31 protein-coding genes and 1 pseudogene are annotated in these 24,929 nt (G+C 39.8%); 4 read left to right on the top strand and 28 right to left on the bottom strand.

Annotated features, from left to right (window positions below):
- Positions 1 to 37: 37 nt before the first annotated feature.
- The 7 genes from PQ511_RS08680 to PQ511_RS08650 all read right to left on the bottom strand — a co-directional run bounded on the left by PQ511_RS08680 (position 38) and on the right by PQ511_RS08650 (position 6,150).
- Entirely contained in the window at positions 38 to 1,792 is a 1,755-nt protein-coding gene (locus PQ511_RS08680; protein WP_273851491.1) for an ABC transporter ATP-binding protein, read from the bottom strand.
- Positions 1,793 to 1,950: 158 nt separating this feature from the next.
- Positions 1,951 to 2,586 (bottom strand): nitroreductase family protein, encoded by a 636-nt coding sequence (locus PQ511_RS08675; protein ID WP_273851490.1) that lies wholly within the window; start codon positions 2,584 to 2,586, stop codon positions 1,951 to 1,953.
- A gap of 106 nt (positions 2,587 to 2,692) precedes the next feature.
- On the bottom strand, positions 2,693 to 3,190 hold the full coding sequence (locus tag PQ511_RS08670) for a Crp/Fnr family transcriptional regulator (protein WP_273851489.1): 498 nt from the start codon (positions 3,188 to 3,190) through the stop codon (positions 2,693 to 2,695).
- Between the two features lie 70 nt (positions 3,191 to 3,260).
- Positions 3,261 to 3,677, bottom strand: a complete 417-nt coding sequence (locus tag PQ511_RS08665; RefSeq protein ID WP_224596183.1) for an RrF2 family transcriptional regulator — start codon at positions 3,675 to 3,677, stop codon at positions 3,261 to 3,263.
- 70 nt (positions 3,678 to 3,747) lie between these two features.
- Positions 3,748 to 4,098 (bottom strand): IDEAL domain-containing protein, encoded by a 351-nt coding sequence (locus PQ511_RS08660; RefSeq protein WP_273851488.1) that lies wholly within the window; start codon positions 4,096 to 4,098, stop codon positions 3,748 to 3,750.
- Between the two features lie 85 nt (positions 4,099 to 4,183).
- The gene (locus tag PQ511_RS08655) at positions 4,184 to 5,188 is read right to left on the bottom strand and encodes an LLM class flavin-dependent oxidoreductase (RefSeq protein ID WP_273851487.1); all 1,005 of its coding nucleotides are present in this window, start codon (positions 5,186 to 5,188) and stop codon (positions 4,184 to 4,186) included.
- A gap of 200 nt (positions 5,189 to 5,388) precedes the next feature.
- A complete protein-coding gene (locus tag PQ511_RS08650; protein WP_273851486.1) occupies positions 5,389 to 6,150 on the bottom strand; it encodes a DeoR/GlpR family DNA-binding transcription regulator in 762 nt (253 codons plus the stop codon).
- Positions 6,151 to 6,362: 212 nt separating this feature from the next.
- Here PQ511_RS08650 and purU point away from each other — a divergent pair, with 212 nt between their 5' ends.
- A complete protein-coding gene (gene purU / locus PQ511_RS08645) occupies positions 6,363 to 7,232 on the top strand; it encodes a formyltetrahydrofolate deformylase (RefSeq protein WP_273851485.1) in 870 nt (289 codons plus the stop codon).
- A gap of 44 nt (positions 7,233 to 7,276) precedes the next feature.
- Here the strand turns inward: purU and PQ511_RS08640 are convergent, their stop codons facing one another.
- The 5 genes and pseudogenes from PQ511_RS08640 to PQ511_RS08620 all read right to left on the bottom strand — a co-directional run bounded on the left by PQ511_RS08640 (position 7,277) and on the right by PQ511_RS08620 (position 9,723).
- Positions 7,277 to 7,363 carry a YjcZ family sporulation protein gene (locus PQ511_RS08640; protein WP_136948892.1) on the bottom strand — a complete coding sequence of 29 codons (87 nt, stop codon included), beginning with the start codon at positions 7,361 to 7,363 and terminating at the stop codon, positions 7,277 to 7,279.
- A gap of 116 nt (positions 7,364 to 7,479) precedes the next feature.
- Positions 7,480 to 7,584: pseudogene (locus PQ511_RS08635) on the bottom strand (YjcZ family sporulation protein); the annotation flags it as partial.
- A gap of 300 nt (positions 7,585 to 7,884) precedes the next feature.
- Complete coding sequence (locus PQ511_RS08630) at positions 7,885 to 8,502, bottom strand: flavodoxin family protein (protein WP_273851484.1); 618 nt, start codon at positions 8,500 to 8,502, stop codon at positions 7,885 to 7,887.
- Positions 8,503 to 8,645: 143 nt separating this feature from the next.
- On the bottom strand, positions 8,646 to 8,948 hold the full coding sequence (locus tag PQ511_RS08625) for an EthD family reductase (RefSeq protein WP_273851483.1): 303 nt from the start codon (positions 8,946 to 8,948) through the stop codon (positions 8,646 to 8,648).
- 73 nt (positions 8,949 to 9,021) lie between these two features.
- Positions 9,022 to 9,723: a TVP38/TMEM64 family protein gene (locus PQ511_RS08620; protein WP_273851482.1), complete on the bottom strand. Its 702-nt coding sequence runs from the start codon at positions 9,721 to 9,723 to the stop codon at positions 9,022 to 9,024.
- Between the two features lie 198 nt (positions 9,724 to 9,921).
- Between PQ511_RS08620 and PQ511_RS08615 the strand changes: the two genes are divergently transcribed.
- Positions 9,922 to 11,208, top strand: coding sequence for a hemolysin family protein (locus PQ511_RS08615; RefSeq protein WP_273851481.1), 1,287 nt, complete (start codon positions 9,922 to 9,924; stop codon positions 11,206 to 11,208).
- A gap of 45 nt (positions 11,209 to 11,253) precedes the next feature.
- On the opposite strand, the gene PQ511_RS08610 is transcribed toward PQ511_RS08615, so the two are convergent.
- From PQ511_RS08610 to PQ511_RS08555, 12 genes are all read right to left on the bottom strand, one after another.
- A complete protein-coding gene (locus PQ511_RS08610) occupies positions 11,254 to 12,033 on the bottom strand; it encodes a sulfite exporter TauE/SafE family protein (RefSeq protein WP_273851480.1) in 780 nt (259 codons plus the stop codon).
- Between the two features lie 57 nt (positions 12,034 to 12,090).
- A complete protein-coding gene (locus tag PQ511_RS08605) occupies positions 12,091 to 12,318 on the bottom strand; it encodes a sulfurtransferase TusA family protein (protein WP_224596228.1) in 228 nt (75 codons plus the stop codon).
- Between the two features lie 16 nt (positions 12,319 to 12,334).
- Positions 12,335 to 13,456, bottom strand: a complete 1,122-nt coding sequence (locus PQ511_RS08600) for an MBL fold metallo-hydrolase (RefSeq protein ID WP_273851479.1) — start codon at positions 13,454 to 13,456, stop codon at positions 12,335 to 12,337.
- 73 nt (positions 13,457 to 13,529) lie between these two features.
- Complete coding sequence (locus PQ511_RS08595) at positions 13,530 to 14,093, bottom strand: sulfurtransferase TusA family protein (protein WP_273851478.1); 564 nt, start codon at positions 14,091 to 14,093, stop codon at positions 13,530 to 13,532.
- Positions 14,094 to 14,113: 20 nt separating this feature from the next.
- The gene (locus PQ511_RS08590; RefSeq protein ID WP_273851477.1) at positions 14,114 to 14,422 is read right to left on the bottom strand and encodes a rhodanese-like domain-containing protein; all 309 of its coding nucleotides are present in this window, start codon (positions 14,420 to 14,422) and stop codon (positions 14,114 to 14,116) included.
- A gap of 11 nt (positions 14,423 to 14,433) precedes the next feature.
- Positions 14,434 to 14,793: a rhodanese-like domain-containing protein gene (locus tag PQ511_RS08585; protein ID WP_273851476.1), complete on the bottom strand. Its 360-nt coding sequence runs from the start codon at positions 14,791 to 14,793 to the stop codon at positions 14,434 to 14,436.
- 12 nt (positions 14,794 to 14,805) lie between these two features.
- Positions 14,806 to 15,285, bottom strand: coding sequence for a DsrE/DsrF/DrsH-like family protein (locus PQ511_RS08580; RefSeq protein WP_098444987.1), 480 nt, complete (start codon positions 15,283 to 15,285; stop codon positions 14,806 to 14,808).
- 53 nt (positions 15,286 to 15,338) lie between these two features.
- Positions 15,339 to 15,599 carry a metal-sensitive transcriptional regulator gene (locus PQ511_RS08575; protein WP_273851475.1) on the bottom strand — a complete coding sequence of 87 codons (261 nt, stop codon included), beginning with the start codon at positions 15,597 to 15,599 and terminating at the stop codon, positions 15,339 to 15,341.
- A 135-nt stretch (positions 15,600 to 15,734) separates the two neighbouring features.
- Positions 15,735 to 16,103 (bottom strand): YidH family protein, encoded by a 369-nt coding sequence (locus PQ511_RS08570; RefSeq protein ID WP_273851474.1) that lies wholly within the window; start codon positions 16,101 to 16,103, stop codon positions 15,735 to 15,737.
- A 103-nt stretch (positions 16,104 to 16,206) separates the two neighbouring features.
- A complete protein-coding gene (msrB, locus tag PQ511_RS08565) occupies positions 16,207 to 17,331 on the bottom strand; it encodes a peptide-methionine (R)-S-oxide reductase MsrB (protein WP_273851473.1) in 1,125 nt (374 codons plus the stop codon).
- Between the two features lie 3 nt (positions 17,332 to 17,334).
- The gene (locus PQ511_RS08560) at positions 17,335 to 18,378 is read right to left on the bottom strand and encodes a sensor histidine kinase (RefSeq protein WP_273851472.1); all 1,044 of its coding nucleotides are present in this window, start codon (positions 18,376 to 18,378) and stop codon (positions 17,335 to 17,337) included.
- The gene (locus tag PQ511_RS08555; RefSeq protein ID WP_273851471.1) at positions 18,375 to 19,064 is read right to left on the bottom strand and encodes a response regulator transcription factor; all 690 of its coding nucleotides are present in this window, start codon (positions 19,062 to 19,064) and stop codon (positions 18,375 to 18,377) included. Before PQ511_RS08555 ends, PQ511_RS08560 begins: the two co-directional genes overlap by 4 nt.
- Positions 19,065 to 19,343: 279 nt before the next feature.
- Between PQ511_RS08555 and PQ511_RS08550 the strand changes: the two genes are divergently transcribed.
- On the top strand, positions 19,344 to 19,712 hold the full coding sequence (locus tag PQ511_RS08550) for a winged helix-turn-helix transcriptional regulator (RefSeq protein WP_098444991.1): 369 nt from the start codon (positions 19,344 to 19,346) through the stop codon (positions 19,710 to 19,712).
- A 38-nt stretch (positions 19,713 to 19,750) separates the two neighbouring features.
- On the opposite strand, the gene PQ511_RS08545 is transcribed toward PQ511_RS08550, so the two are convergent.
- Entirely contained in the window at positions 19,751 to 20,728 is a 978-nt protein-coding gene (locus PQ511_RS08545) for an acyltransferase family protein (protein WP_273851470.1), read from the bottom strand.
- Positions 20,729 to 21,060: 332 nt separating this feature from the next.
- On the opposite strand from PQ511_RS08545, the gene PQ511_RS08540 reads away from it, so the two are divergent.
- A complete protein-coding gene (locus PQ511_RS08540) occupies positions 21,061 to 22,503 on the top strand; it encodes a carbon starvation CstA family protein (RefSeq protein WP_273851469.1) in 1,443 nt (480 codons plus the stop codon).
- A 24-nt stretch (positions 22,504 to 22,527) separates the two neighbouring features.
- Here the strand turns inward: PQ511_RS08540 and PQ511_RS08535 are convergent, their stop codons facing one another.
- The 3 genes from PQ511_RS08535 to PQ511_RS08525 all read right to left on the bottom strand — a co-directional run bounded on the left by PQ511_RS08535 (position 22,528) and on the right by PQ511_RS08525 (position 24,879).
- The gene (locus tag PQ511_RS08535; RefSeq protein WP_273851468.1) at positions 22,528 to 23,121 is read right to left on the bottom strand and encodes a nitroreductase family protein; all 594 of its coding nucleotides are present in this window, start codon (positions 23,119 to 23,121) and stop codon (positions 22,528 to 22,530) included.
- Between the two features lie 103 nt (positions 23,122 to 23,224).
- Positions 23,225 to 24,214 carry a Gfo/Idh/MocA family protein gene (locus tag PQ511_RS08530; RefSeq protein WP_273851467.1) on the bottom strand — a complete coding sequence of 330 codons (990 nt, stop codon included), beginning with the start codon at positions 24,212 to 24,214 and terminating at the stop codon, positions 23,225 to 23,227.
- Positions 24,211 to 24,879, bottom strand: coding sequence for a GTP pyrophosphokinase (locus tag PQ511_RS08525; protein ID WP_273851466.1), 669 nt, complete (start codon positions 24,877 to 24,879; stop codon positions 24,211 to 24,213). Before PQ511_RS08525 ends, PQ511_RS08530 begins: the two co-directional genes overlap by 4 nt.
- Between the last annotated feature and the right edge of the window lie 50 nt (positions 24,880 to 24,929).

The raw sequence follows: 24,929 nt of genomic DNA, 5'->3' as shown, positions 1-24,929 counted from the left end.
TGTAAAAAGGTGTCGGGACATTACCCGACACCTTTTCTTATGAGCTTTCTTCCATTTGAAATTGTTGTTGCGCGAGCTCCTTATAGAGATCGCTTTTCATAAACAATTCTTCATGTGTACCTTGTGCGGATACTCTCCCATTTTCCATAACCAAAATTTGATCTGCATGAACTACCGTTGAAAGACGATGAGCAATCACAATTGTCGTTCGATCTTTCATTAAATTGTTCAAAGCACGTTGCACTTGAACTTCTGAGGTACTATCAAGACTTGACGTCGCTTCATCTAACAAAAGAATCGTGGGATTTCGTACAATCGCGCGAGCAATCGCAATACGCTGTCGTTGACCACCTGAAAGCTTGATCCCTCTTTCTCCGATTTCAGTATCAAGCCCGTTAGGAAGATCCTTGATAAAAGGAAGGGCATATGCTTGACTAGCTGCAGCTTCAATAGCTTGAACCGAAACTTCTTCTTCTAAGCCATATACAATATTCTCTTTAATTGTCCCTGCAATCAACGGACTTTCTTGAGAAACATACCCTATTTGCTTTCGCCATGAAACAAGGGAAAAATCAGAGATGTCTTTCCCCCCAAGGGTGATTTCTCCTGCTTGCGCCTGATAAAAGCGTTCAATCAAGGAAAAAGTCGTTGTTTTCCCGCTACCGCTAGGGCCAACAATCGCTGTTACCTTACCAGGTGGAACGTCAAATGAAGCTTTTTTCAAAACCAATTCTTTCCCATATGAAAATTCAACATTCTTAAATGAAAGAACTTGTGCTGGGTTTTCCACTTCGTCACCATTTGAACGCTCTTCACTATCATGATCAAGTAAGAATTGAAGTCGTTCAGTTGCTCCCATTGCTTTTTGTATAGCTGTTAAAAAACGCGCCATGGAACTAAACGGGATAATAATCTGAAACAAGTATAAAAGGAAGGCAACGAGTTCTCCTGCCGTTAATTCACCAGTCGACACGCGTACGCCGCCATACCCCACAATAACGACCAGTACCCCCATCAATAACAAGGTCATGAGAGGCATGAGAAGCGCATAGATTTTCGCTTCCTTCATACTATAGCTAAAAACATTTTTTATCCCGTTCTTTCCATTCTCCTCTTCCACATTCTCAGCCATAGAGAATTTAACAAGACGAACTTCTGATAACACTTGAGTAATCGTAGCAGTAAATTTAGCCGTTTCTTCCTGCAAACCTTTTGATACTTTATACATTCGTTTTCCGATAAAGCGGATCCCAATCATCATAATTGGCACCACTGCAAGTAAGATCGCCGTTAATTTCCAATCTAAATAAAGCAATATTCCGATTGAACCGACAATGGAGAGGGTGCTCGTTAATAAACTAATCAAATGATTTGATACGAGGTCCTTTATAACTCCTGTATCATTGACAATCCGACTTGTCGTATCTCCCACACGATTATGGTCAAAGTACGGAATTTGAAGAGAAAGTACTTTCTTCATTAATCGCTCTCTTAAGCGGGCGACCACCGTTTCGCCTATATATAAAAGCAGATACATGGATAATCCTGAAAAAATCGCTTGAACGATAAACGCAGCAATTAATAACGTAATAACCCCTGATGAAAGTGTGCTACCCGAAAGCTGATCCACTAAGTTTTTCGTAAAAAATGGAACAATTAATCCAGCGATCGTTCCGATCATACTCATTGCAATTGCTACTGCTACAAGAGGTTTCGACGGGTTAGTATCTCGGATTAGCTTTGAAAGTCCACGCCAGTTCATCTTTTTCTCTTGTTCAACTACCTGTGCCATGTGATCCCCCCTTATTCTCTCTTTCTAGTATACCGTCTTCCTCTACAAAATCATGAATTTGGATTCGTATTTTAGATGAATCCTTTTTATTTGATGATAGAAGGGGCCCCAATAGAAAAAGGAAGGGCAAGTTGCCCTTCCTTTTTCGAGATCTACCATTAGAAACTTTCTTTTATAACGACGCGCTCAAGTGGGAAACGAGCTGTTCCATGTGCTTCAACAGCCGCTTTCCCCACAGAAATAAGCATTGTAGGAACATAGCGCGTAGGAATGTTGAACTCTTCAACAAGTGCTACCGGATTAAACCCACCCATTGCAACGGTGTCATAATCTTTTGCTTTTGCAGCAAGCATCAGCTGCATCGCTGCCAATGAACTATTTTTGATCGCTTCACTTAACGCAAAACCTTCACGTTCATATGCACCGTTAATTTGACCAACAAGCGTTTCCTTTACAGCATTATCCATAAAACCTAATTCGACAGCTTGTCCGTAAATTTCTTCTGCGTGTAGATTAGCTTCCATGTCACCAAGGATGACAATGGTAGCTGAGCTATCCACGATTTGTTGTTGGTTAAAGGCGATTGGAAGAAGCTTTTCTTTCTGCTCGTCACTTTCAATGACAAGAAACTTCCAATGCTGAAGATTCCATGAAGAAGGAGCTTCAATTGTAGCATTTAGAATTTCATTCATCTCATCTTCAGGAATTTTGACGCCTTTTTCAAACTTTCTAACAGAATGTCGGTCTTTCATCACGTCTAATACACTCTGATTTTCTTTTACACTTACTGACATTTCATTTCTCTCCTTTAATCCATTGAAATTCTCTCTATGTTAATCCTATCTTTTTTCATCTATTATACAGTAACACAAATAATTACAGTTAGAAAACAGAAATTTATTAGCAGTTGTGGCAGTATCTGCCCTTCTTGCCATTGTTTTTATTTACCCAGCTTTGAACCCCACTCTTCACCTGTTGTAAGAGTGAAGGTGCTTTTCGTTCTGGGAAATCAAGAGTTAGTTTAAGCTTAGACAATTCAGCAGTTAACTTGATTGCTAATTCTGGATAAGCTAGATAAAGTGCTCGGTAAGCCGTTTGGTCTAATTGAATGAGCTCAACATCAGTTACCGTTTTAGCATACAAATTTTGATGGACAAAAATCGAACGGTTTCCTAACACATCTTGGCCCGTAAGAACGGCAAGCGGTTCTTCCATATTATCAGCATGATAAACGGCGATGCTTCCACTTTTAATAATGTAAACGTCACGATTCGTATGCTCTGGTTTAATCAAAAATCTACCTTTGTTTCGCTTAATTAGCTGACCAGATCTTTCTAATCGATTCCAATCTTTGATATTAAACTTACTTTCGTTTCTTGCCACCAGACTAGTACTCATGTCTGCTCACCCCCAATAGGTTATTGAAATATTTTTTGTTACAGTTACAATATAAAACAAAAACAATCATTTATAATTGTTTTTGCTTCAGGCTTTGGATAATATCACGGATCGTATATTGTTTCAAGAATGCTGTTAAATGATTCTCAGCATCTGTAAAAATATCGCCAAGTACATTTGCTAAGTTCGCTCCAACAAGGCAATACTGATTTGAATCAGGACACCTTGGTTGAAGTGCGCCAATAGATGTTAGGTTATAGATCTTATCAAGCGTTACTTCTTCCACCTGGCAAGATAACGTAAAACCACCACCGGCCCCTTCTTTTGAAACGATATAACCGTTTTTCTTGAGTAAACTAAGAATTTTCCTCATACGAACGGGATGGACCGAAGCACTTCCGGCAAGATAATCACTTGTTGCCATCTGTCCTGGCTTAATCGCGAGTAAAGCCAGACTGTGTACGGCGAGAGTAAAATCACTATTCAATTGCAGCGCCTCCCAACACTTTCTTCCACTTCCATCCTATCGCATTTCTTTTATTGCTGGCAAGAAAATTTTAACAGGAAATGACTTCCTCCGACTCGTTACGAAGTTCATTTAGCTGTGCTGTCAGTTCCATGAACCACTCTTTGTCTTTTGTAATCAAGGCAACTTCAATAAGATTTAGCAAGAAGGATTCATCCTGTTCAAAATCAGGTTCTTCCAGCTGTGAAATACGATTCTGGAAAGTTTCAATTACTTTTCCAACAGTTTCAGGGTTATCACATTCTAGAACGAATACTTTAATGGTCCCAAGATAATTATTAACAGATTCTACGTAACCATGAATGAGTTCATCATGCACTGACTTTCCTTTTACCCATTCACCTTTTTGGTATTGTGTTTGTTGATGTAGTTGATTCATCATCATTTTACCTCCTTATTTGGAAGACTAGTTTGTGTTCCAACTGAGTCAAGGTATAGTGTAATTTTAATTATTACAGTTCATTTTGTCAAGAGACACTATCATTTAAATGGAATGCTTCTGCAAGTAATTGATATGACTTCAGTCGTGCTTGAAAATCATGTGTAATGGTGTTAATGATCACTTCATCCGTTTGGTATTGATCGGCTAATTCTTCTATTTGTTGTTTAACCTGAGTCGGATTACCTACGATCATTCTTTTTCTGTTTTCCCGAATCCGTTCTTTATCAAACACGGTATAAGGAAAGCGACGCGCTTCATCGGGGGAAGGAAACCCGTCTCCCGATTTTCCTTGTTCAATTAATAAGATTGATAAATCCAAACTTGAGGCTAGATATTCTGCTTCTTCTTCTGTTTCCCCGCAAATTACAAAGATTGCCACGTTTGTTTTAGGCGTTTCGTTAAATTCAGATGGTACAAAACGAGAGCGGTATTTGTCAACCACATTTGTTCCACCATAACCGTTAATGAAATGGGCAAATGTAAATCCAAGTCCACGTTGGGCCGCCATCATCCCACTTGCCCCACTTGAACCTAACAGCCACATTTCAGGTGTCGTACTGCCAAGTGGCGTTGCGCGTACGTTCATTCGATCAGGGTCTTCCCCTTTTAAATAAGCAGCCAATTCATTAACCTGCTCTAAATAACTGTCCATCCCCATACTGTTACCCCCAGCAAGTGCCTTTGTAACATTCGGCATTCCCCCAGGAGCACGTCCAAGACCAATATCAATTCGATTTGGATTTAATGTCTCAAGCATGCGGAAGTTTTCCGCAACCTTATAAGGACTATAATGAGGTAACAGTACCCCACCAGAACCGATCCGCATGCGCTCCGTATTTGCTGCAAGGTGAGAGATCAAGACTTCCGGACTAGATCCTGCAAGACTCTTCGTACTATGATGTTCCGATACCCAAAAACGGTGATACCCTAACTTTTCTGTTTCTTTCGCAAGTGTCGTTGTTTCTCTAAGTGCTTCAGTTGGCGTATTGCCTCTTGAAACAGGTGATTGATCAAGTACACTTAATTTCATATTTAGCCGCTCCTTTAATGTAAAAATAATCATTACAGTTGATCTTATCAAAAGAAAAGGGGTAGACCAATTATTTTGCTTGTCTGCTATTAGTTGTTACCCTTTTTGCAAACAAAAAAACGGACTGTCACGCCCAATTGGTTACGCCAGTCCGTTTCTTTGATCCCTATAAGCTGTATTTTAAGGTTGTTACAGAAAAACTACTCTTCTGCAACAACAAGCTTAACCTGATGTTTGTGAAGCATTGCTTGTATATTCTCCTCTGGAAGCTTGTCCGTGATAATCAAATCAATGTCTTCAAGTTGAGCAAATGTAAAAAATTCAGAACGATAAAACTTTGAATTATCAGCAAGTGCGATCACATATTGAGATTGTTCAATCATCTTTCTTTTCACCATGCCGTCTTCTTCATGAGCAATCGTTAATCCCTTATCTGATATGCCAATGACACCAATAAAAGCAATATCTGCATTATAAGAGCCTACTTTTTCGACGACTGCAGATCCATAAAGAAAGCGGTGGTCTTTCTCTAGTTTCCCGCCGAGAAGATGAATATCAAGCTGGTTTCCATTCGATAGAATGTCCGCTTGGTGAATGGAATTTGTAATTACAGTCGCTTGCTTTTCCATAAGAAATTCGGCACATGCTTGAACCGTCGTTGATGCATCAAGAATGACGACATCTCCTGGATTGATATAATTTGATGCCATTTTTCCGATTCGCTGTTTTTCTTCGGAAACGACTTTCAGCCGATCGTGATAAGACTGGATCTCATGACGTAATTCAGGAAGTACAGCGCCACCCCTTGTCCTCGTGACCGCTCCTTCTTCTTCAAGCTTTACTAAATCACGTCGAGCTGTATCCCTCGATACGTGAAATAATTCGCAAATGCGCTCTACTGAAATTCGTTCATTTTGTTTCAAATAATCTAGAATAGCAAGCATTCTTTCTTCTTGATACATCCTAGCACCTCATTTCCAACCACTTACATTATAAGTTTTTGTAAGTATGTAATCAATAGTAAATAAGTATTAATAATTATATTTAATCAAAGTTAAGTAATTGTAAGTGAATAGTTCTTATTTCCTTCCTTACTTATGCCTCCAAAAATCCTTTTGCGCTTCACATTGAAATGATGTATTATTTTAAATATTTACAAGATAACAGGAGGCAAATGATGAAGGAAAACTTAGAAAAAGGAATATTATTAATTTCCTGTCCTGATAAAGAAGGGATCGTGGCAGCAGTTTCAACTTTTTTATTTTCAAATGGGTCTAACATTATTCATTCTGATCAGCACTCGACGGATCCAGTTCAGGGCCATTTTTTTATGAGAATTGAATTTAGTCATCCTCACTTGAATGATCAACTAGCAGTGTTAAAAGAAGCTTTTGATGAAACTGCAAAACCATTTAAGATGGAATGGTCCATCACTGTTTCTTCCAAAAAACCTCGCCTCGCTATCTTTGCGACAAAAGAAGACCATTGTTTGCAGGAATTACTATGGAGATGGCAATTAGGAGAGCTACATGCAGACATTGCGATGGTCATTAGTAATCATCTCGATTTTAAAGAGCTAACTGAGAATGCTGGCATCCCTTTCTACCACGTACCAGTTACAAAAGAGTCTAAACCAGAGGCAACCACCGAGCATCTTCGCCTCCTTAAGGCGCACAGGGTGGCTACGATTATTCTCGCTAGGTATATGCAAATCATTCCTGAAGAGCTTATTCATCTTTATCACAACGAAATCATTAATATTCATCACTCTTTCCTACCAGCCTTTATTGGAGGCAACCCTTATCAACAGGCGTTTGATCGAGGTGTCAAGCTGATTGGAGCGACGGCGCATTATGTGAATGCCAAGCTCGATGAAGGACCAATTATTGAACAAGACATTACTCGGATCACTCATCGCTATAATGTGACGGACTTAAAAAGACATGGGAAAGATATTGAACGCATTGTGCTCTACCGGGCCGTGAAATGGCACCTTGAAAAACGTGTGATTGTTCACGGAAACAAAACAATCGTCTTTCAATAATCGTAATAAGAAAAAAAGCACCCCATTCGGGTGCTTTGCTTATTTTAGTAAGCCCATACTGCGCCAACGATAATCAATAGAATGAACAATACAACGATTAGCGCGAAGCCTTGACCATAACCGTAACTCATGCTTATCCCTCCCTTCATGCTACTATAAAAAGAAAGGTTTAGTAGCCATATCCGCCGTAACCGCCGTAGCCACCTTTTCCGTATCCACCACACTGACCGCCGTAATTAGCTCCGCCAACTGCAGCAGCTCCAACGATAATCAATAGAATGAACAATACAACGATTAACGCAAAGCCTTTACCGTAGCCTCCGCCACGTACATGCTCTTTTCCACCGCTCATATTAGAAAACCCCCTTTCCTGGAAGGTTACTAACACTATATGTTTTAAAGGAAAAGAAGGATTAGGCTAGTGTCCATAGTTCGTAGAAATATCATTCCAACTTCATTGTCACGGTTAAATGATGCCTGCTACAGCTAGTAAAACAATCACAAGAAGAATAAAAAGGATAAGAAATAAAATCAATTCATCCATTGAGATCCCCCCGAAATCGGTCGTTTATTAGTTTATGTAACATCGAGCACCCAGGTGAATGAAACGTCACTAACAAAAAAAGCCCCTTCGTATTGAAGAGGCTTTTGATTATTCCACTGTATTTCCTTTAGCTGGTATAGGCTGTTCGTTAAAAATACGCGCAAAATGAATTAAATTATAGGCCATCGTTTTCGCATGCCCTGTTGAAAAGTCATTCTTCTGTCCATTTGCTTCAATATAGGAATCACCTGGCCCAGCTTCTCCTACCCAATAAGTATCCACATTTGGTGGAACGGTAATGCCAATATGAGAAAATCCGTACAGGATCGAAGCTGCAGCATGCTTAGCGCCATCTTCATTACCTGTAATCACCACGCCGCCAACCTTATTATAGTAAAGGGACTGTCCTTGCTCGTTTGTTAAGCTACTTCCTCCATATAAACGTTCCATCGCAAGAGTTGCAATGCTACTTTTCTCACCAAGCCATAGGGGTGTACCTAACACCACGATATCAGCCGCTTTCACCTTTTCGAAAATAACTGGCCATTCGTCCCCTTGTCCTTCGTCTTCAGAAATACCATAAGCAATTTTATAATCCGCTAACCGAATACGTTCAGTTTCTATCCCTTCTTCTTGAAAAATGGCTTCTGCTTCTTTGTAAAGCGCATCTGTATTTGACGTCGTTTCACTCGTTTTGAGCGAGCAATTTAAAAACAATGCTTTCATTTATGAAGCTCCTCTCTAAACTTTGGTACTTCCTACCATCTTTTTACCTCTTTCTCCATCATTTAAACACCTCGTTATGCAGCTTAGCCTTTTAAATAAAAAAACACTTGAATCGCGATTCAAGTGTTTTCCTTCTTCCTTCCTTATTCCGTTATAAGCAGAAGTGGCGGTTCGTTAAGGAATTTCATCATGTTTTGTCCATCTTCTGATACTTTTGCCCACGCTGGAGACTGCATCGCATCTTCCAATTGCTCTTTTGATTCAAATGCAATCGTTGCTGTTAAGAAATATTTCTTATCGGTATTCATTGCTGCAGTAACATAATTGACTTCAGCTTGAGTAACATTTGGAACATCTTTAACAAGAGCCATATGATTCTTCTCATAATAACTCTTAAATTCTTCTACCTGTTTCGGTTCCTCATAAAGAACAACAATTTTAGCCATCATTCATCGCTCCAATTTGTTTTATTTCTTCTACAATAAGCGAAGTGGGACTACTTAGAAAGTAATATGCATTTTAGCTATGACCCTTTCCTTCTCTTTTCTTTTTATGATCTGCCCTTACTTTTCCTATAATAACGCCTACAGCAATAAGAACACTTGTCCAAATAAACCGCGTTTGATATTTATCCAAATTGGCAATGTCATGTCCAACGATCGTGTAGAGGAACGTCCCTGGAATTTGACCGAAAGCCGTTGCTATAAAAAAAGAATGAAACGAAATCTGACTAAGTCCTGCAAGAAAGCTAATAAAATCAAATGAAACAATGGGGATTAACCTTGCGACAAAAATTAAAAAGAAACCGTTTTTGCCGCTGTACCGATTTGCTTGATGGAGTAAGTGATTCTGTTTCGTCATTCTTTCAACAAACCCTGCACCAAAAAATCTAGCGAGCCAGAACATCACGATTGCCGCTGCCATTCCTCCAGTCCAGCTGATAACAAACCCAAATGGAATACCAAATGCAAGTCCATTTGCTGCTGTAATCACAAATGATGGAAGTGGCGCTAGTATTCCCTGAGCAATCATTAATGCGATGCTAATAATCGGGGCCGAGATGCCTAAAGATCGAAAGGTATCAGCAAGGACAGATAGTGATTCTAGCGAAAGGATCGAGCGCATTTTCACTAGCCAGGGTGGATTAATGAAAAAGATAAGAATGATGGCAATGATTACAGTTATTCCGACCCATAAGAATGGATTCACTGACTTTTTCATAATTCACTCCTTTTCTGAAAAAACTAAAGTATACCGATGCTCTGAATAGCGTGCAGACGTTAACAGCACATTCTTATTTTAAGTCCACAGTGCTTTGGAAATATTTTTGTTTTACCTTCCCCCAAAAGAGGAAAACTTCGATATAATAAGACAACTATTACATAGGAGGTGAACCCTTACAACTCTGTAAGGGCCTTATTGGAACTAATTAAAGTGATTGCTGTGATCTTGCTAATTGTATTAACTGCATTTTTCGTAGCTTCTGAATTTGCCATTGTTAAGATTAGGAGAACGCGAATTGATGCACTTGCTAGTGAAGGAAATAAGAAAGCAAAATCCGTTCAAAAAGTACTCGGTAACTTAGATGGGTATCTGTCAGCCTGTCAATTAGGTATTACAATTACTGCACTAGCGCTAGGTTGGCTAGGGGAAGAGACAGTGGAACTGCTCTTACATCCGTTATTTGAGCTCATGAATTTACCTGACTCCATTGCAACCCCTCTCACGATCGCACTTGCTTTTGCGATTATTACGTTTCTTCACGTTGTTCTTGGTGAGCTTGCTCCTAAAACATTTGCGATTCAAAAAGCTGAAAGCATTAGTCTACTCCTTGCTGGTCCACTGATCTGGTTTTACCGAATTATGTACCCGTTTATATGGGCATTAAATGGGTCAGCGCGAGGCGTTGTCAAATTATTTGGACTTAAGTCGGCAAATGAGCACGAACAAGCCCACTCTGAAGATGAGCTTCGTCTAATTTTATCAGAGAGCTACAAAAGTGGTGAAATCAATAAATCCGAAATGGAATTTGTGAATAACATCTTTGAATTTGATGAGCGTATGGCTCGAGAGATTATGATTCCAAGAACCGAAATGACCTGTCTCTTCTTAGATAATACAACGGAAGAAAATCTTGAAATCATGAAAAACGGCAAGTATACACGTTATCCTGTGGCAGATGGAGATAAGGATAAAATCATTGGTGTTGTGAACATCAAAGAAATTCTAACCCAGTATAAATGGGGTGAAGAACTCGTTCTTAGAGATTATATCCATCCCATCAATCATGTGATTGAGACGGCTCATATTAAAACACTGTTGGCGAAAATGCAAAAAAGCCATAATCACATCGCAATCGTGGTAGATGAGTATGGCGGAACAGCTGGCCTCGTGACTGTGGAAGATATTCTAGAAGAAATCGTTGGAGAAATACAAGATGAATTTGATTTCGATGAAAAGCTTCCAATTCGTGAAGAAGAAAATGGCCAAACCATAGTTGATGGAAAAGCGCTCATTAGCGATATTAATGATCTTCTCGGAACATCCATCGACCATACCGAAGTAGACACAATTGGCGGCTGGATTCTCACTCATGACATTGAACCTAAACAGGGCACATCATTTACAGTTGATCACTATCAGTTTACCGTTCGTGAAGTAGATGGACATCAGATTAAAGAGCTTGTCATTAAGCAAAACCAATAGAAAAAAGCTGTGGCATCCTATAAAACGATGCCACAGCTTTTTCAATTAAGATAAAAGATCAACCCAAATTTTAATGGATGTGCCAAGAATAAGGGCAGCCAGCACCCATTGAAGAATTTTCGTGTTAATTTTCTTACCAGCGTTCGCACCAAGAGGCGAAGCAATTAAGCTTGCCACAATCATGATTGCAGCTGGAAGCAAAAGAACTTGACCGGTTGCCAGCTTACCAACTGTTGAACCGATTGATGAAATAAACGTAATCGCAAGGGAAGATGCAATGGTCATTCTCGTTGGAATCTTCAACACGACGAGCATGATCGGTACGAGAAGAAATGCCCCCGCTGCACCAACAATCCCAGCCCCAATCCCAACAATAAAAGCAAGGGCTGCTGAAAGAAATTTATTGAATTTCACTTGATCAAGCGGAACATCATCAATGCCTTTCTTCGGTATAAACATCATAACAGCTGCAATCGCTGCAAGAAGTCCATAAACAACATTAATGCCCTGCTCCGACATCATTGTTGACCCATATCCACCGATGAAACTACCGATAAGAATGCTAACTCCCATGTAGAGGATCAATTGTTTATTGAGATAACCACCTTTACGGTAGGCCCAAACACCACCAATGGTTGCAAAGAAAACTTGCACCGCGCTTATCCCAGAAACTTCGTGGGCACTAAATGCAGCAAAGCCAAGTAGAGGTGGAATATAAAGCAACATGGGGTATTTAATAATGGAACCACCGATTCCAACCATCCCAGAAATAAAAGAACCAATAAATCCAATTGCAAAAATCGTGATAATAAAGCTGAAATCCATCCTATTCACTCCTTCCATTAAAAAAGAGGTACTGAATCAGTACCTCCTATCTCATTACTAAGCCTTCTTGATCCAGAAATAAAACACGCCATCTGTTTCTTCAGACTTCATCAATTCATGACCGCCAGACTTCGCCCAGGCAGCAAGGTCACTTTGTGCCCCTTTATCTGTTGCTTGCACCTCAAGTACCTCACCTGACTCCATATCCTTCATTGCTTTTTTCGTTTTTACGATTGGCATCGGGCATGCTAGCCCTTTTGTGTCTAATGTTTTTTGTGAATTCATTTGGTATTCCTCCTTATTAGTTAACCGCACAGCGGTTTGGTCCAATTTCCATTTCTCTTTTCGTTTCTTCATCAGGAGCTATTTTCCCCATGTTTGTTTCACGAATTTCTTGATAAGCATTTGGCTGTGGCGGAAGATTTTCTGTTACCATCTTTCTAAATTCTTCTTCTTTTTCTACATTTAGCCCATCATTCTTCTGGTAAAGATCATGCAGTTTTGCAGAGACGCGCCCTTTTTCATCTAGCTCAGCCATCTTTGAAAAGTGAGCTGGAAGAACAACTAGTTCTCCGGCCATTTCTTTATAACGGTCATAGAGTGTTGTACGAAGGTCTTGAACCCAATCCTCAGCCTTACCAGCTAAGTCCGGGCGCCCAATGGACTCTACAAACAGTATGTCACCTGTTAGAAGATAAGCATCATTGATCATGAGTGATGTACTTCCAATGGTGTGCCCTGGAGAGTAGATCGGTTCAATCGTAACCTCTCCAATTGTTACTGTGCTTCCTTCTTTCAATGCAGTATAGTCGAACGTGACTTCACCTGCATCTTCTTCAGGAAGGTAATACGTTCCATTCACACTGTCAGCTAACGCCTTACCGCCAGATATATGGTCAGCATGAAGATGCGTATCAAACGTTGCTTTCATTGTCAGACCTTTGTTTTCCGCAAACGTTGTGTAATTTTCTATCATCCGGTTCGCATCGACAACAGCTGCTTCACCATTTGATTCAATCAAATAGGAAAGGCACCCTTTGCCAAGGCGGACAAATTGATAAAGAGCTCCCCCAGGAAGGTCACCAACCTTAACTGGCTCGAGGTATTCACTCCATGCTTTCATGCCACCTGAAAGATAAGATACATTTTCTACTCCTGCTTCAACGAGTTCTTCCCCTACAAAAATGGAAGACCCCTCTTTCGCACATACAACAAGAATTTCTTTATCTTTAGGAAGCTTTGGCAGAATGTCTTCTACTCCATCGATTAAATCAAAGTATGGAACGTTCATTGACGTAACGGATGCCCCTTCGATTTTCCAATCACCGTATGCATCTTCATTTCTTACATCGAGAATAAAGAGCTCTTGCTGATTGATTATTTTTGTTGCAACTTCACTTGCTTGTTTTTGTTTCAAAGCCACTTTTATACCCCCATACGTATTATAGTTTCCAAAAAAATTATGTTGCGGGGAAAAACTCCCCGCCCATTAATGATTAAAGATCAGACGTTGTTGGACCGTCCCATTCAGACATTCCTGGCACAACATTAATAACATCGTAGCCACTCTCAGCTAGCTTTTGAGCCGCAAGATCACTTCTTGTACCTGTACGACAAACAACATAAATTTTCTTTTCTTTATCTAGCTCTGCCATGCGTGTATCCAAATCGCCTAGTGGCACTGAAATCGCATTTAGAAGGTGGCTAAATGCATATTCTGCTGGTTCTCTTACATCTACGATCGTGACTTCATCGTCGGATAGTTTAGCTGTAAGGTCTTCATTTGAAATGACATGAGGATGACTCTTCTCAAGAGTCGTTTCTCCATCTGACGCCTTACGAACATAATGCTTTAATACGTCTCCTTCTTCCACTGTACCAAGATAGTGATGCCCGACTTTATCGGCCCACGCTTTAAGGTCAGCTTTAGATCCTTTGTCTGTCGCTAGAATTTCTAGAACGACTCCAGAATCAAGGTCCTTCATCATTTTCTTTGTTTTGACAATGGGCATTGGGCACGCTAGCCCTTTCGCATCGAGTACGTGATCAGTTTGTATCATAAGTCTACCTCCTGTAGTAGTTATTCTGTTTCTCCAGTCCATGCAAGCATGCCGCCTGTCATATTTAGAACGGAATACCCGTTTGATTTTAAAACCATTGAAGCCATACTACTTCTGCCACCAGATTGGCAGACAATGATATGCTCTGTATTTTTATCAAGTTCATTCATTCTCGCCTGTAGTTCATTAACCGGAAGATTATAGGCACCAGGAATCTTTCCTTCGGCCACTTCTTCTGGTCCGCGAATATCGACAATACTAATCGATTTATTAGCTTTTACCATTTCATTTACTTCAGCTGGTGTGACATCTTTTACATAACCAGACATTAGATCTCCCCCTATTTCCACATATTCATTCCGCCGCGAACATTATAAACAGATGTGAATCCCTGTCTCTTCAATTCTCCGCAGGCTTTTGAACTTCTCATACCACTTTGACAGATCACAACAACTTCTTTATTCGGATCTAGCTCTTTTGATCGTTTGCTCAGTTGATTGAGTGGCATATTTTTAAATTGTTTTACTTTTTGTCCTTTGTATTCCCCAGGTGTACGCACATCGATAAATTGGACATTGCGGTCGTTAAACTTTGCTTTTGCCTGCTCAGAAGTGATCGTTGTTACACCTTTTCCTGCTCCTACCTTTTTATAAATAAACCATGCTGCTACCACAATGATAGCTATGATGATCAGTTCCATTACTATCACTCCTTAAATAAAGAGATTGACGTTACCATCTTCAGCATCACCGAGATAAGCAGCAACACCTGCATAATCGATTTCTTCTAACAGCTCATCTTTTTGTAGGCCTAGCAAATCCATTGTCATTGTACAAGCAACAAGCTTCACTTCCTGTTCTTGTGCAAGTTCAATAAGCTGTGGAAGTTCTGTTACATTATGCTTTTTAATAACGTTCTTAATCATTTTCTTACCCATTCCACCATAGTTCATTTTGGAAAGGCCCATTTTATCAGCGCCACGTGGCATCATTTTCCCAAACATTTTCTCTAGAAAACCTTTATTAACGTCTACTTGCTGATCTTTACGAAGAGCGTTTAAGCCCCAGAATGTATGGAAAATCGTTACCTCATGATCATAAGCGGCGGCACCATTAGCGATAATGTAAGCAGCCATTGCTTTATCGTAATCTCCACTAAATAAAACAATCGTTGTTTTTTTCTGTTCACTCATTTTATATCCTCCTCATATACACCACAGGGTATATATTGTGTTAAATTTTTTTGTTATCGACTTCTTACTAAAAGGTTAACAGCTTCTTTCACAACATCATCAGTCGATTCTCCTTGCTCAATCTGTTTGTGAAGACACTGTTCAAGATTCGAACTTACGATTAGTCCAATGGAACGATCAATGCCAGAACGCGTTGCGGAAAGTTGCGTGACAATTTCTTCGCAGCTCTTCTCTTGCTCCATCATCTGGATCACTCCGCGCAGTTGACCTTCAATACGCTTCAATCGATTCATAACGGCTTTATCGTATTTCATTGTGATACCCTCCTCACTATATACCCCTAAGGGTATAAAATCAAGTAAAAAAATTTATCGGTGAATCAATTTCGTTTGTGTTTTAAATACCTATAGGGGTATTATAACGTATCTATATAGAATGTCAACACCCTCTTAAGAAAGCCAATTGACTTGAATAATAAAGTAGGTGGCGATTAGACCAATCATTAACATGACAACGACAAGTAAAAACACCACGATCCATGAAGAGGAAGGCACCTCGAATTTTAAAATGCGTTTTTTCGTCCGATAGAACTGCACAGCTCCTCCAGCGATTGTCAACAAGCCAAATAATAACGATGAAAAACTAATGAAAACTGCCACCTGGTCATCTGCACGTTCTCCAGCGGCTCTTGTAAAATGTAAACTCGCTGTTAGAAAACCTATTCCTATAATCGCAATGGAAGTGCGAACCCAGGCTAGAAACGTTCGTTCATTTGCTAAAAGCTGCTGCACTCGTCCATCCGCTTTTTTGTTTTCCATGTTTCTTCACCTCACATGCTCTGAATTATATACCCCTCGCCGTATATTCGCAACCCTCGTTTACTATATTGTATCCCTGTAGAATGAAAAAAAGCAGAATCGCTTACGATTCTGCCTCCTCATCAAATATACGTACGAATTCACCATATCCTCTCTCTTCCATTTCATCTTTCGGTATAAATTTAAGAGCAGCAGAGTTTAGACAATAGCGAAGACCCGTAGGCTCAGGCCCATCTTCAAACACATGACCAAGATGGGAGTCTGCTCCTTTACTTCTTACTTCCGTTCGAACGGAAAACCAACTTTTGTCTTCTTTTTCTACAATGTTCTCTGGCACTAGTGGCTTAGTGAAACTTGGCCAACCAGTACCTGATTCGTATTTATCAATCGAGCTAAAAAGCGGCTCGCCTGAAACAATATCAACATAAATGCCTTCTTCTTTATTATCCCAGTATTCATTTTCAAACGCTTTTTCCGTATCGTCTTCCTGCGTGACGCTGTATTGAATTGGTGTGAGCATCTCTTTTAATTCTTGATCAGTATACGAAACGGACTTCGATTTAGGGATGTCTACTTCGCGATCATCTCCCCACGCTTTTTCAAGAAACTGATCACGACCAGAGTTTTCTCGGTAAAATTTATAGCGAAATTCATTTTCTTTATAATAATCTTGGTGATAATCCTCCGCTACGTAGAAGGTCGTTGCTTCTTCAATCGGAGTGACAATCTCTTTATCGAACCTTCCTGAATCCTCAATCTCCTGTTTCGACTGCATTGCAGCCGATTTTTGCTCTTCATTGTGATAAAAGATTCCCGATAAGTATTGATCGCCCCGATCGACAAACTGCCCTTCATCATCTGTCGGATCAATTTGTCTCCAAAAAACATCTAAAAGTGTCTCATAGCTAACAACAGAAGGATCATAGTATACTTGAACGGCTTCAACATGACCGGTCCCCCCTGAAGATACTTCTTTATAAGAAGGGTTCTCCGTTTCGCCTCCAATATAGCCAGAGACGGCTTCTCGTACGCCATCTAACTTTTCAAATGGTGGTTCCATACACCAGAAACAACCTCCAGCAAAAGTGGCTACCGCTTCATTGTCCTGAACCGCTTGAGCCGGTTCACTTCCATATGAACGTTTAAAGATCACATCATATAATTTCGGCAAAGTAAAAACCAAAACAGCGGCTATACCAGCCAATAGAATCCACCTTGTTATTTTCATCTGTTATTCCTCCTTTATTTCTAATGGAAGCATAAACCAGAATTCACTGCCTTCTCCTACAGAGCTTTCAACACCTAGCTTACCACCATGAAGCTCAATCAGCTGTCGCGATATCGCAAGACCTAAACCAGATCCTCCAAATTTCGTATTTCGAGATTTTTCCACCCTATAAAAGCGATCAAAGATCCGGTCTACTTCTGCTTCTGGGATGCCACTTCCTTGATCTTTAATGAAAAAGACAGCCTCAGTCTCTCTCTTTTTCAATGAAATCGTAATGGTGGAATGATCGGGAGAGAAAACAATGGCATTTTGAATCAAATTCGTTAATACGCGTTTAATCTGATCAGGCATCATCGGAATGACCCCCAACTTATCATCGATATGCACGGAAAGCTCAATATCCCTTTCTTGAATCCTACGATCAAACTGCTGTAACGTTTCAACAAGAATGACATCAGGATGAACCCACTCTGGATCGTAAACGGATGTTCCACTTTCAAGCTGGGATAAGGTTAAGAGTTCTTCAATTAAATGACTTAATCGCTCTGTCTCTCTTTCGATCGTCTCAAGATACAGCCTCTGCGTTTTCTCATCAGTGACAACCCCATCTTGTAAAGCTTCTGCGAAAGAACGAATTGATGAAACCGGTGTTCTAAGGTCATGCGAAACATTGGCGATTAATTCCGTTTTATATTCCTCAGAACGCTTCAATTCAGAAAACATTCGATTTAATTTTTCCGACATACTATTAAAATGTTGAGCCAGCTCTTGTATTTCTTGCGGACCTTTCTCCCTAATTGTTACATCAAAATTTCCGTCTGCAATGCGACTGGTCTCCTCCGTCATCTGGTTCACTGATTTTAGAATTTGAGAAGTGAAGAAAAAATGAGCCAACATGGAAAGAGAACCAGCTCCAACTGTAATAACGGTCAAAGTGAGAATGACCTCTGGTGACAAGACCATTCTGACATAACTGATTATGAGAAAGACTAAAATAATCGCAATCGATATCCCATTAGCAAGCATGAGCATCGTTCGAAGCTTCATGACGGTTCTCCCTCAAACTTATACCCGATCCCCCATACCGTCTTTATCCATTTCGGGGTAGCTGAATCCTTCTCTATTTTCTCTCGAAGTCTTCTAATGTGAACATTGATCGTATTGCCATCTCCATCGAATTCGTAGCCCCAAATCGCTTCAATTAATTGTGAACGGGGGAAAACACGAGTTGGATGGCTAGCTAGTAAATAAAGAAGATCAAATTCTTTAACGGTTAGATCAACTTCTTTATCAGCTACGGTCACCAATCGTTTCGATTCATCAATCATTAGCTCTCCAAAACTCATAATAGTTGATTGTACAGGTTGACGCTTCGTGCGTCGTAAAATATTTCGAACGCGTAAAACAAGTTCCCTTGGACTAAATGGCTTTGTTAAATAATCATCCGCCCCGATCGTTAACCCTAACAAACGATCCCGCTCCTGTCCTAACGCAGTTAACATCATAATGGGAACATCGTCCACTTCCCTTATCTCCTCGGCTGTTTCCATTCCATCTTTAACTGGCATCATCAGATCAAGAACAATTAGATCAGGTTGTTCTGTCTTCCATTTTGTTATTGCTTCTTCTCCATTACTAGCAGTTATAACGACATATCCATCACGTTCTAGATATCTTGAACTAACATCAAGAATCGCTTCTTCATCATCCACAAGTAGAATTTTTTCTGCCATAGAAAGTCACCTCTAGTGTGAAACAAATTGTTACCAGCTTATTTTTGTGGGTCGGTTCTATCTTAAAGAATAAAGATTAGTGTTTTCTAAAGAAAGTATTACGATTTCATTAATTCTTCTCTAGTGTAACTTATTTTAACAAGAGCGTAGAATTTTAATCGGTTTTTTAGATACTGGAAAACCTCCCGGGTGTGTCATCACTTTTCTGGTTAAATTTCCTCATAGGTGATAGGATATATAAATAGAAGGAAACAAAATTATGCGTAAGGAGTATATACGATGAAAAAATATAATATCCCTGTCGAAGCTGCCCTCGAAGTGATTGGAGGAAAGTGGAAGGTCGTCATACTCTGTCACTTGATTGAAGGTACGAAACGAACCGGTGGACTAAAGAAATTAATGCCTGGTATTACCCAAAAAATGCTGACACAGCAGCTACGTGAATTAGAAGATGATGGGGTAATATTAAGAAAAGTATATAACCAAATTCCACCTAAAGTGGAATATTCACTTACGGACTACGGATGGTCCTTAAAAGAGATTCTCGATTCGCTCTGCTCCTGGGGCGAGCAACACATTGAAAAAACGTATCCTTGTAAAGAAGATGTGCTTTTGCAACCTGAAGAACGAGATACGATGAAAGCCTAAAAAAATTGGCCTGCGCTTAACATGCGCAGGCCAATTTTTTATCTTTTTGCTGAAGTTAATTTATCTGGTGAAGGTAACCATCGATCAAATGCCAGCAGTTTCGAGAAAAACGGCATGGCGAAGATCGTAGAGACGAACAAGGTAAAGATTAAGATAAATGGTACGCCCCAAATCGTTGTAATTACATCTGAAGACTGCTGTTCAAGGAACCATTTAATCACGAAGCCGTGGAACAAATAAATCGCAAAGGTTCTTGAACCTAGTGGAGTAAATACCATTGGTCCTTCTGGAATCATCGCAAAGAATAAAAACATGACGATTGCTGTGCCAATGTAATACGTGAGGCGAATCAACAAGTCGGTATTTGATTCATACACATACGTACCGTAAAGTAGATCAGCTAGTCCTTCAATTTTGTATAAATAAAACAGTAGGAATAATCCGCCAAGAACGACAGGAGCAATCCATTTTATATAAGGGAATCGAATTGGCTTTTTTCTACACCCCATTACCATCCCAAGGACAAAGAAAGGTAAGAAAACAAAAAGTCGATCAAGTGATAAAAACCTTTCTACATCAAAGTATCCAACAGCAAGCCCAGCTCCAATACTTAAAGGAAGCAATATACTCGGCTTCATTTTTAGCAGGATCGGCGAGATCAATTTATACGCAGCGATACACAATAAAAACCACATCGCCCATCTTGGTGTTAGAAACTCAATTGCAAATGATTTTTGATAGAGGTTTGTATAATAAATCGAATAAACGACCTGGAAAATCACATAGGGCAATAAAAACGTCGTAAATATTTTCCAAAAATATTTTGTTCCCGATGCTCTTCTAGTGAAATAACCAGCTAAAAAAATAAATGCAGGCATATGAAAAATAAAAATCACGTGATACAGACTATACAGAAAGCGAGAATCATTAATAAATGGCGTGAGCAGATGACCGCCAACAACTAATAATATTAAGATAGCTTTACTATTATCGAAGTATGCAATACGTTCTGACACGAAAAACAACCTCCTCAAAAGATTGAAAGACGATATCGTCCTTCTCTATATACCCTCAAATTCATATTTTCATCCTTTATATTGGTAAGTTATTCGCAACTTGTCCTCTTAATTCTGTCAATCTCACTAAAAGAAAGAATATTCTAACGTTATTTCTTGGTAGAATCACAACTTTATTACCACCTAAAGCCGAGACTAATGACTTATTTTTGTTTGAAAACGTTTGAATTGATAGAAAAATATATTTTTTCTGAATAATCCTATTGTTTTTTTCTTCAGTGATGAGTAGAATGAATGTTATATTTTCACACATACAAAAGGAGGCGGGAGACATGATCACATTTGTCGGAGCGATTTGTTTATTAATTGTTGGGTATTACGTATATTCTAAGGTGGTTGAACGAATTTTCGGCATTGACGATGATCGTGAAACGCCTGCATATACAAAGCAAGATGGCATGGATTATATGCCGATGAGCTGGTGGAAAGGAAGCTTGATCCAACTGCTAAACATAGCAGGTCTTGGCCCAATCTTTGGTGCCGTGCTTGGTGCATTATACGGCCCTGTAGCGTTCATTTGGATTGTAGTAGGCTCCATTTTTGCAGGTGCTGTTCACGATTACTTCTCAGGTATGATGTCACTTAGACATAATGGGGAACAGTATCCTTCACTTGTCGGACGTTATCTCGGAAAAGGAGCTAAGGGAACAATCAACATCATTTCGATCGTGCTAATGATCCTAGTAGCTGCCGCGTTTACAGCAGGTCCTGCCCAGTTGATGGCACAAGTAACACCACTCAGTTTTACGATGAGCTTACTACTTATTTTTGCTTATTTTGTACTAGCAGCCATTCTACCAGTCAATAAAATCATCGGTCGAATTTATCCTATTTTTGGGGTTATTCTTATCATGATGGCTGTTTCCATTGCAATTGGATTATTCTTTATGGATAATCCTATCCCGAATTTGACGTTCTCAAACCTTCATCCGGATAATTTACCGTTATGGCCACTCTTAATGATTACCGTATCTTGCGGAGCCATTTCAGGTTTTCATTCAACACAAAGTCCGATCATTGCAAGAACAATGAAACGTGAGAGCGACGGAAAAAAAGTTTTTTACGGAGCTATGATTGCTGAAGGTGTCATTGCATTAATTTGGGCAGCAGCTGGTATGACATTCTTCGGAAGTACAGGTGGACTTCAAGGTGCCCTTGCTGCTGGAGGTCCGTCTGGTGTGGTAAACGAAATAAGTTCTTCACTACTAGGTACATTTGGAGGAGTCCTTGCCATTGTGGGTGTCATCATTCTTCCAATTACAACAGGCGATACATCCCTTCGCTCTTCTCGTATGATGCTAGCGGATTTATTTACTAAAAAAGGATCTTCAACAGCTGCTGATGGCAAAGGAAAGACGCTTCTTCTAACTGCGGCAGTTGCAACACCAACTTTTCTATTGACGCAAATTGACTATACGTTCCTATGGCGGTACGTTGGTTTTACAAATCAATTGGTAGCCACTGTCATGCTATGGACAGCAGCAATGTATCTTGTTAGAAAACAAAAATTCCATTGGATCTGTAGTCTGCCAGCTCTTTTCATGACTATGACCGTTTCAACGTATCTTTTCCTTGCACCAGAAGGTTTTCAACTTCCATACAACATTTCAATGGTCTTAGGTGGGGTCATTACCTGTGTAACTGCAGGATGGTTTGGTTATCAGCTATGGAAGGCTCGCAAAAGAAAGATGGTTCCGATCGAACAAGTCGCATAAGAAAAAGCAGCAATCCTTTTCAACTTAAAAGGATTGCTGCTTTTTTACTGCCTGATCACATATCGTTAATTTGCCCTTAATAGATTGACGTTCTTTTGGTTTAGGTACATGAGCAGGTTTGCCAATATGAAGCATACCTACAATAATATCATCACGTTGAAAGCCAAGCTCATCTCGAAATTCCGGATCAAAAATAAAGTCATTAGTTTTCCAAACGACTCCTAGTCCTTTCGACCAAGAAAGAAGCTGTATATTTTGAATGAAGGCACACGTTGCAGCAAAATCCTCATGATGCTCCTTTTCAGATGCCGGAGCTTTTATTGTCACAACAAGATGAATGGGTATATCACTAATGAACTGATTGATCTTTGTTTGTTTTTTCTTTGATTTTTCTTCGTCAGGTTCGGTGCGAGCCACACTTTTCTGAATTGACTCAATCAGCTGGCCTCTCCCCTCCCCTTTATATAACTTCACTTCCCATGGTTCTCGTAACTTGTGATTGGGCGCCCATTTCGCATCTTCAAGAATGTCTACGATTCGATGTAGTGGGATATCGTCGGGCTGAAATTTTCGAATTGTTCTTCTCGAAACAATGGTCTGTTGAATCGTCTTTATCATGATTAATCAAGCACCTTTCCTCAGAGAGCTTCACTAATTTCATCCTATTTCTATTTTATTGATAATGATTATCAATGTCAAACAAAAAAAGAGAAAGCCTTTGTTAGGCTTTCTTCCGTTGATAGTAAGTTGCTACAAGTTCATCCATGATTTTACTTGTTCTTAGGGCAGTATCACCTGTACTTGGGGACTGCCCTATGCCGTTAAGATCATTAACAATTGCTTGAATTAATGGCTGTTGCACATGCTTTGGATAGACCACTTCAATTTCTCGTTCACCCTGCTCATTACTTAAAATAATGGGACGTTCTTGTAAGGTTGAATAGATGATTGAACCTTCCTCCCCAACAATTTCATTTACATCTTCATTTTTATACGATTGAAAACACCATTGCCCGGTACCATGTACACCTGATTGGAAAACATACGTACCTGATACCATGTCTTCCGCTTCATAAAGATTACCTTGATTATGTGCAAAGCCTTTTGCTTGTTCAATAGGGCCAAATAGGTAATCTAGAAAATCGAGTGTATGGCTGGCTAGATCAAAAAAGTGACCACCGCCCGAGATTTCTGGCTTTACCCGCCACGGTAAATCCCCAGTTTTCTCTTGTATGGAAGCTTTTTTATGATGAACGGTTCTTACAAATCGAACATTTCCGATCGCGTTATTGTCTAACAACTCTTTTACCTGCAAAAGAGCTGGCATCGCTCGACGGTAAAAAGCGACGAACAAAGGAACATCATTCGCCTGGCATACTTCGATCATTTCCTGACATTCCTCTGTGTTTAATGCCATTGGTTTTTCCACATAAACTGGCTTCCCAGCTCTTGCAGCAAGAAGCGTGTATTCTTTATGACTTGATGGAGGTGTAGCAATATAGACAGCATCTACTTCTTCATCTTGAATTAACTCCTCTGCACTTATATACCACTTAGGAACGCCGTGTCTTTCTGCATAATCCCGTGCGAGTTCCGGGTCACGACGCATAACCGCAACAAGTTCCGAATGCTCAGCTTTTTGAAAGCCTGGTCCACTTTTTTTCTCGGTCACTTTTCCACAGCCGATGATTCCCCAGCGAATTGTCTTCATAAATGCCCCCTAGCTGAAAGTTGTTTTTCTTCCCTATCATGTTCCTTAAATTCATTTACTTCGTCTTTTATTCGCATCATTTTGGCATCAAGATAATGAATCATCTCTGCCGCTTCTTTTAATTCGTTACTTAATTTGTCAGGGATTTCGCCTTCAAACTTGTAATAAATTTTGTGCTCCAAACTTGCCCAAAAATCCATCGCAATCGTTCGCAGTTGAATTTCTACTCTTACCAGTTCCGGGCCTTTCGATAGGAAGACAGGAATTTCTACAATCAGGTGGAGGCTTTTGTAACCATTGGGCTTTGGATGTGTCACGTAATCTTTTACGTTAATGAGGCGGATGTCATCCTGACTTTCAATCATTTCATAGATGCGATAAATATCATTGGTAAAGGAGCATGTTACTCGAACTCCCGCAATATCGTTTATATGTTTCTTCACATTTTCAGTTGTGATTTCAAGTCCCTTCCGCTCAAGCTTTGCCATAATGCTTTCAGGAGATTTAATACGTGATTTCACATGTTCAATTGGATTGTGCTGATGAACAAATTGAAATTCATCATTTAAAATCGTTAATTTGGTGTTAATTTCATCGAGTGCAAATTTATAAATGAACAAAAAATTCTTCCATTCTTCAATTCGTGCTTGGAATTCCTTCTTCATGTTCAAATCATCCTTTCACAAGTTACCGTACCATATTTTTCGAAACGGTG

Source organism: Guptibacillus spartinae (genome assembly GCF_028610625.1).
Taxonomy (GTDB): domain Bacteria; phylum Bacillota; class Bacilli; order Bacillales; family Guptibacillaceae; genus Guptibacillus; species Guptibacillus spartinae.
The sequence above is the reverse complement of the archived record's forward strand: the minus strand, read 5'-3'. Positions and strand labels throughout refer to the sequence as shown.

Bases quoted from the DNA above. Each gene is read 5' to 3' on its own strand.
- PQ511_RS08680 (WP_273851491.1), bottom strand. From the start codon at position 1,792: ATGGCACAGGTAGTTGAACAAGAGAAAAAGATGAACTGGCGTGGACTT.
- PQ511_RS08675 (WP_273851490.1), bottom strand. From the start codon at position 2,586: ATGTCAGTAAGTGTAAAAGAAAATCAGAGTGTATTAGACGTGATGAAA.
- PQ511_RS08670 (WP_273851489.1), bottom strand. From the start codon at position 3,190: ATGAGTACTAGTCTGGTGGCAAGAAACGAAAGTAAGTTTAATATCAAA.
- PQ511_RS08660 (WP_273851488.1), bottom strand. From the start codon at position 4,098: ATGATGAATCAACTACATCAACAAACACAATACCAAAAAGGTGAATGG.
- PQ511_RS08655 (WP_273851487.1), bottom strand. From the start codon at position 5,188: ATGAAATTAAGTGTACTTGATCAATCACCTGTTTCAAGAGGCAATACG.
- PQ511_RS08650 (WP_273851486.1), bottom strand. From the start codon at position 6,150: ATGTATCAAGAAGAAAGAATGCTTGCTATTCTAGATTATTTGAAACAA.
- purU (WP_273851485.1), top strand. From the start codon at position 6,363: ATGATGAAGGAAAACTTAGAAAAAGGAATATTATTAATTTCCTGTCCT.
- PQ511_RS08640 (WP_136948892.1), bottom strand. From the start codon at position 7,363: ATGAGTTACGGTTATGGTCAAGGCTTCGCGCTAATCGTTGTATTGTTC.
- PQ511_RS08630 (WP_273851484.1), bottom strand. From the start codon at position 8,502: ATGAAAGCATTGTTTTTAAATTGCTCGCTCAAAACGAGTGAAACGACG.
- PQ511_RS08625 (WP_273851483.1), bottom strand. From the start codon at position 8,948: ATGGCTAAAATTGTTGTTCTTTATGAGGAACCGAAACAGGTAGAAGAA.
- PQ511_RS08620 (WP_273851482.1), bottom strand. From the start codon at position 9,723: ATGAAAAAGTCAGTGAATCCATTCTTATGGGTCGGAATAACTGTAATC.
- PQ511_RS08610 (WP_273851480.1), bottom strand. From the start codon at position 12,033: ATGGATTTCAGCTTTATTATCACGATTTTTGCAATTGGATTTATTGGT.
- PQ511_RS08605 (WP_224596228.1), bottom strand. From the start codon at position 12,318: ATGAATTCACAAAAAACATTAGACACAAAAGGGCTAGCATGCCCGATG.
- PQ511_RS08595 (WP_273851478.1), bottom strand. From the start codon at position 14,093: ATGATACAAACTGATCACGTACTCGATGCGAAAGGGCTAGCGTGCCCA.
- PQ511_RS08590 (WP_273851477.1), bottom strand. From the start codon at position 14,422: ATGTCTGGTTATGTAAAAGATGTCACACCAGCTGAAGTAAATGAAATG.
- PQ511_RS08585 (WP_273851476.1), bottom strand. From the start codon at position 14,793: ATGGAACTGATCATCATAGCTATCATTGTGGTAGCAGCATGGTTTATT.
- PQ511_RS08580 (WP_098444987.1), bottom strand. From the start codon at position 15,285: ATGAGTGAACAGAAAAAAACAACGATTGTTTTATTTAGTGGAGATTAC.
- PQ511_RS08575 (WP_273851475.1), bottom strand. From the start codon at position 15,599: ATGAAATACGATAAAGCCGTTATGAATCGATTGAAGCGTATTGAAGGT.
- PQ511_RS08570 (WP_273851474.1), bottom strand. From the start codon at position 16,103: ATGGAAAACAAAAAAGCGGATGGACGAGTGCAGCAGCTTTTAGCAAAT.
- msrB (WP_273851473.1), bottom strand. From the start codon at position 17,331: ATGAAAATAACAAGGTGGATTCTATTGGCTGGTATAGCCGCTGTTTTG.
- PQ511_RS08560 (WP_273851472.1), bottom strand. From the start codon at position 18,378: ATGAAGCTTCGAACGATGCTCATGCTTGCTAATGGGATATCGATTGCG.
- PQ511_RS08555 (WP_273851471.1), bottom strand. From the start codon at position 19,064: ATGGCAGAAAAAATTCTACTTGTGGATGATGAAGAAGCGATTCTTGAT.
- PQ511_RS08550 (WP_098444991.1), top strand. From the start codon at position 19,344: ATGAAAAAATATAATATCCCTGTCGAAGCTGCCCTCGAAGTGATTGGA.
- PQ511_RS08540 (WP_273851469.1), top strand. From the start codon at position 21,061: ATGATCACATTTGTCGGAGCGATTTGTTTATTAATTGTTGGGTATTAC.
- PQ511_RS08535 (WP_273851468.1), bottom strand. From the start codon at position 23,121: ATGATAAAGACGATTCAACAGACCATTGTTTCGAGAAGAACAATTCGA.
- PQ511_RS08530 (WP_273851467.1), bottom strand. From the start codon at position 24,214: ATGAAGACAATTCGCTGGGGAATCATCGGCTGTGGAAAAGTGACCGAG.
- PQ511_RS08525 (WP_273851466.1), bottom strand. From the start codon at position 24,879: ATGAAGAAGGAATTCCAAGCACGAATTGAAGAATGGAAGAATTTTTTG.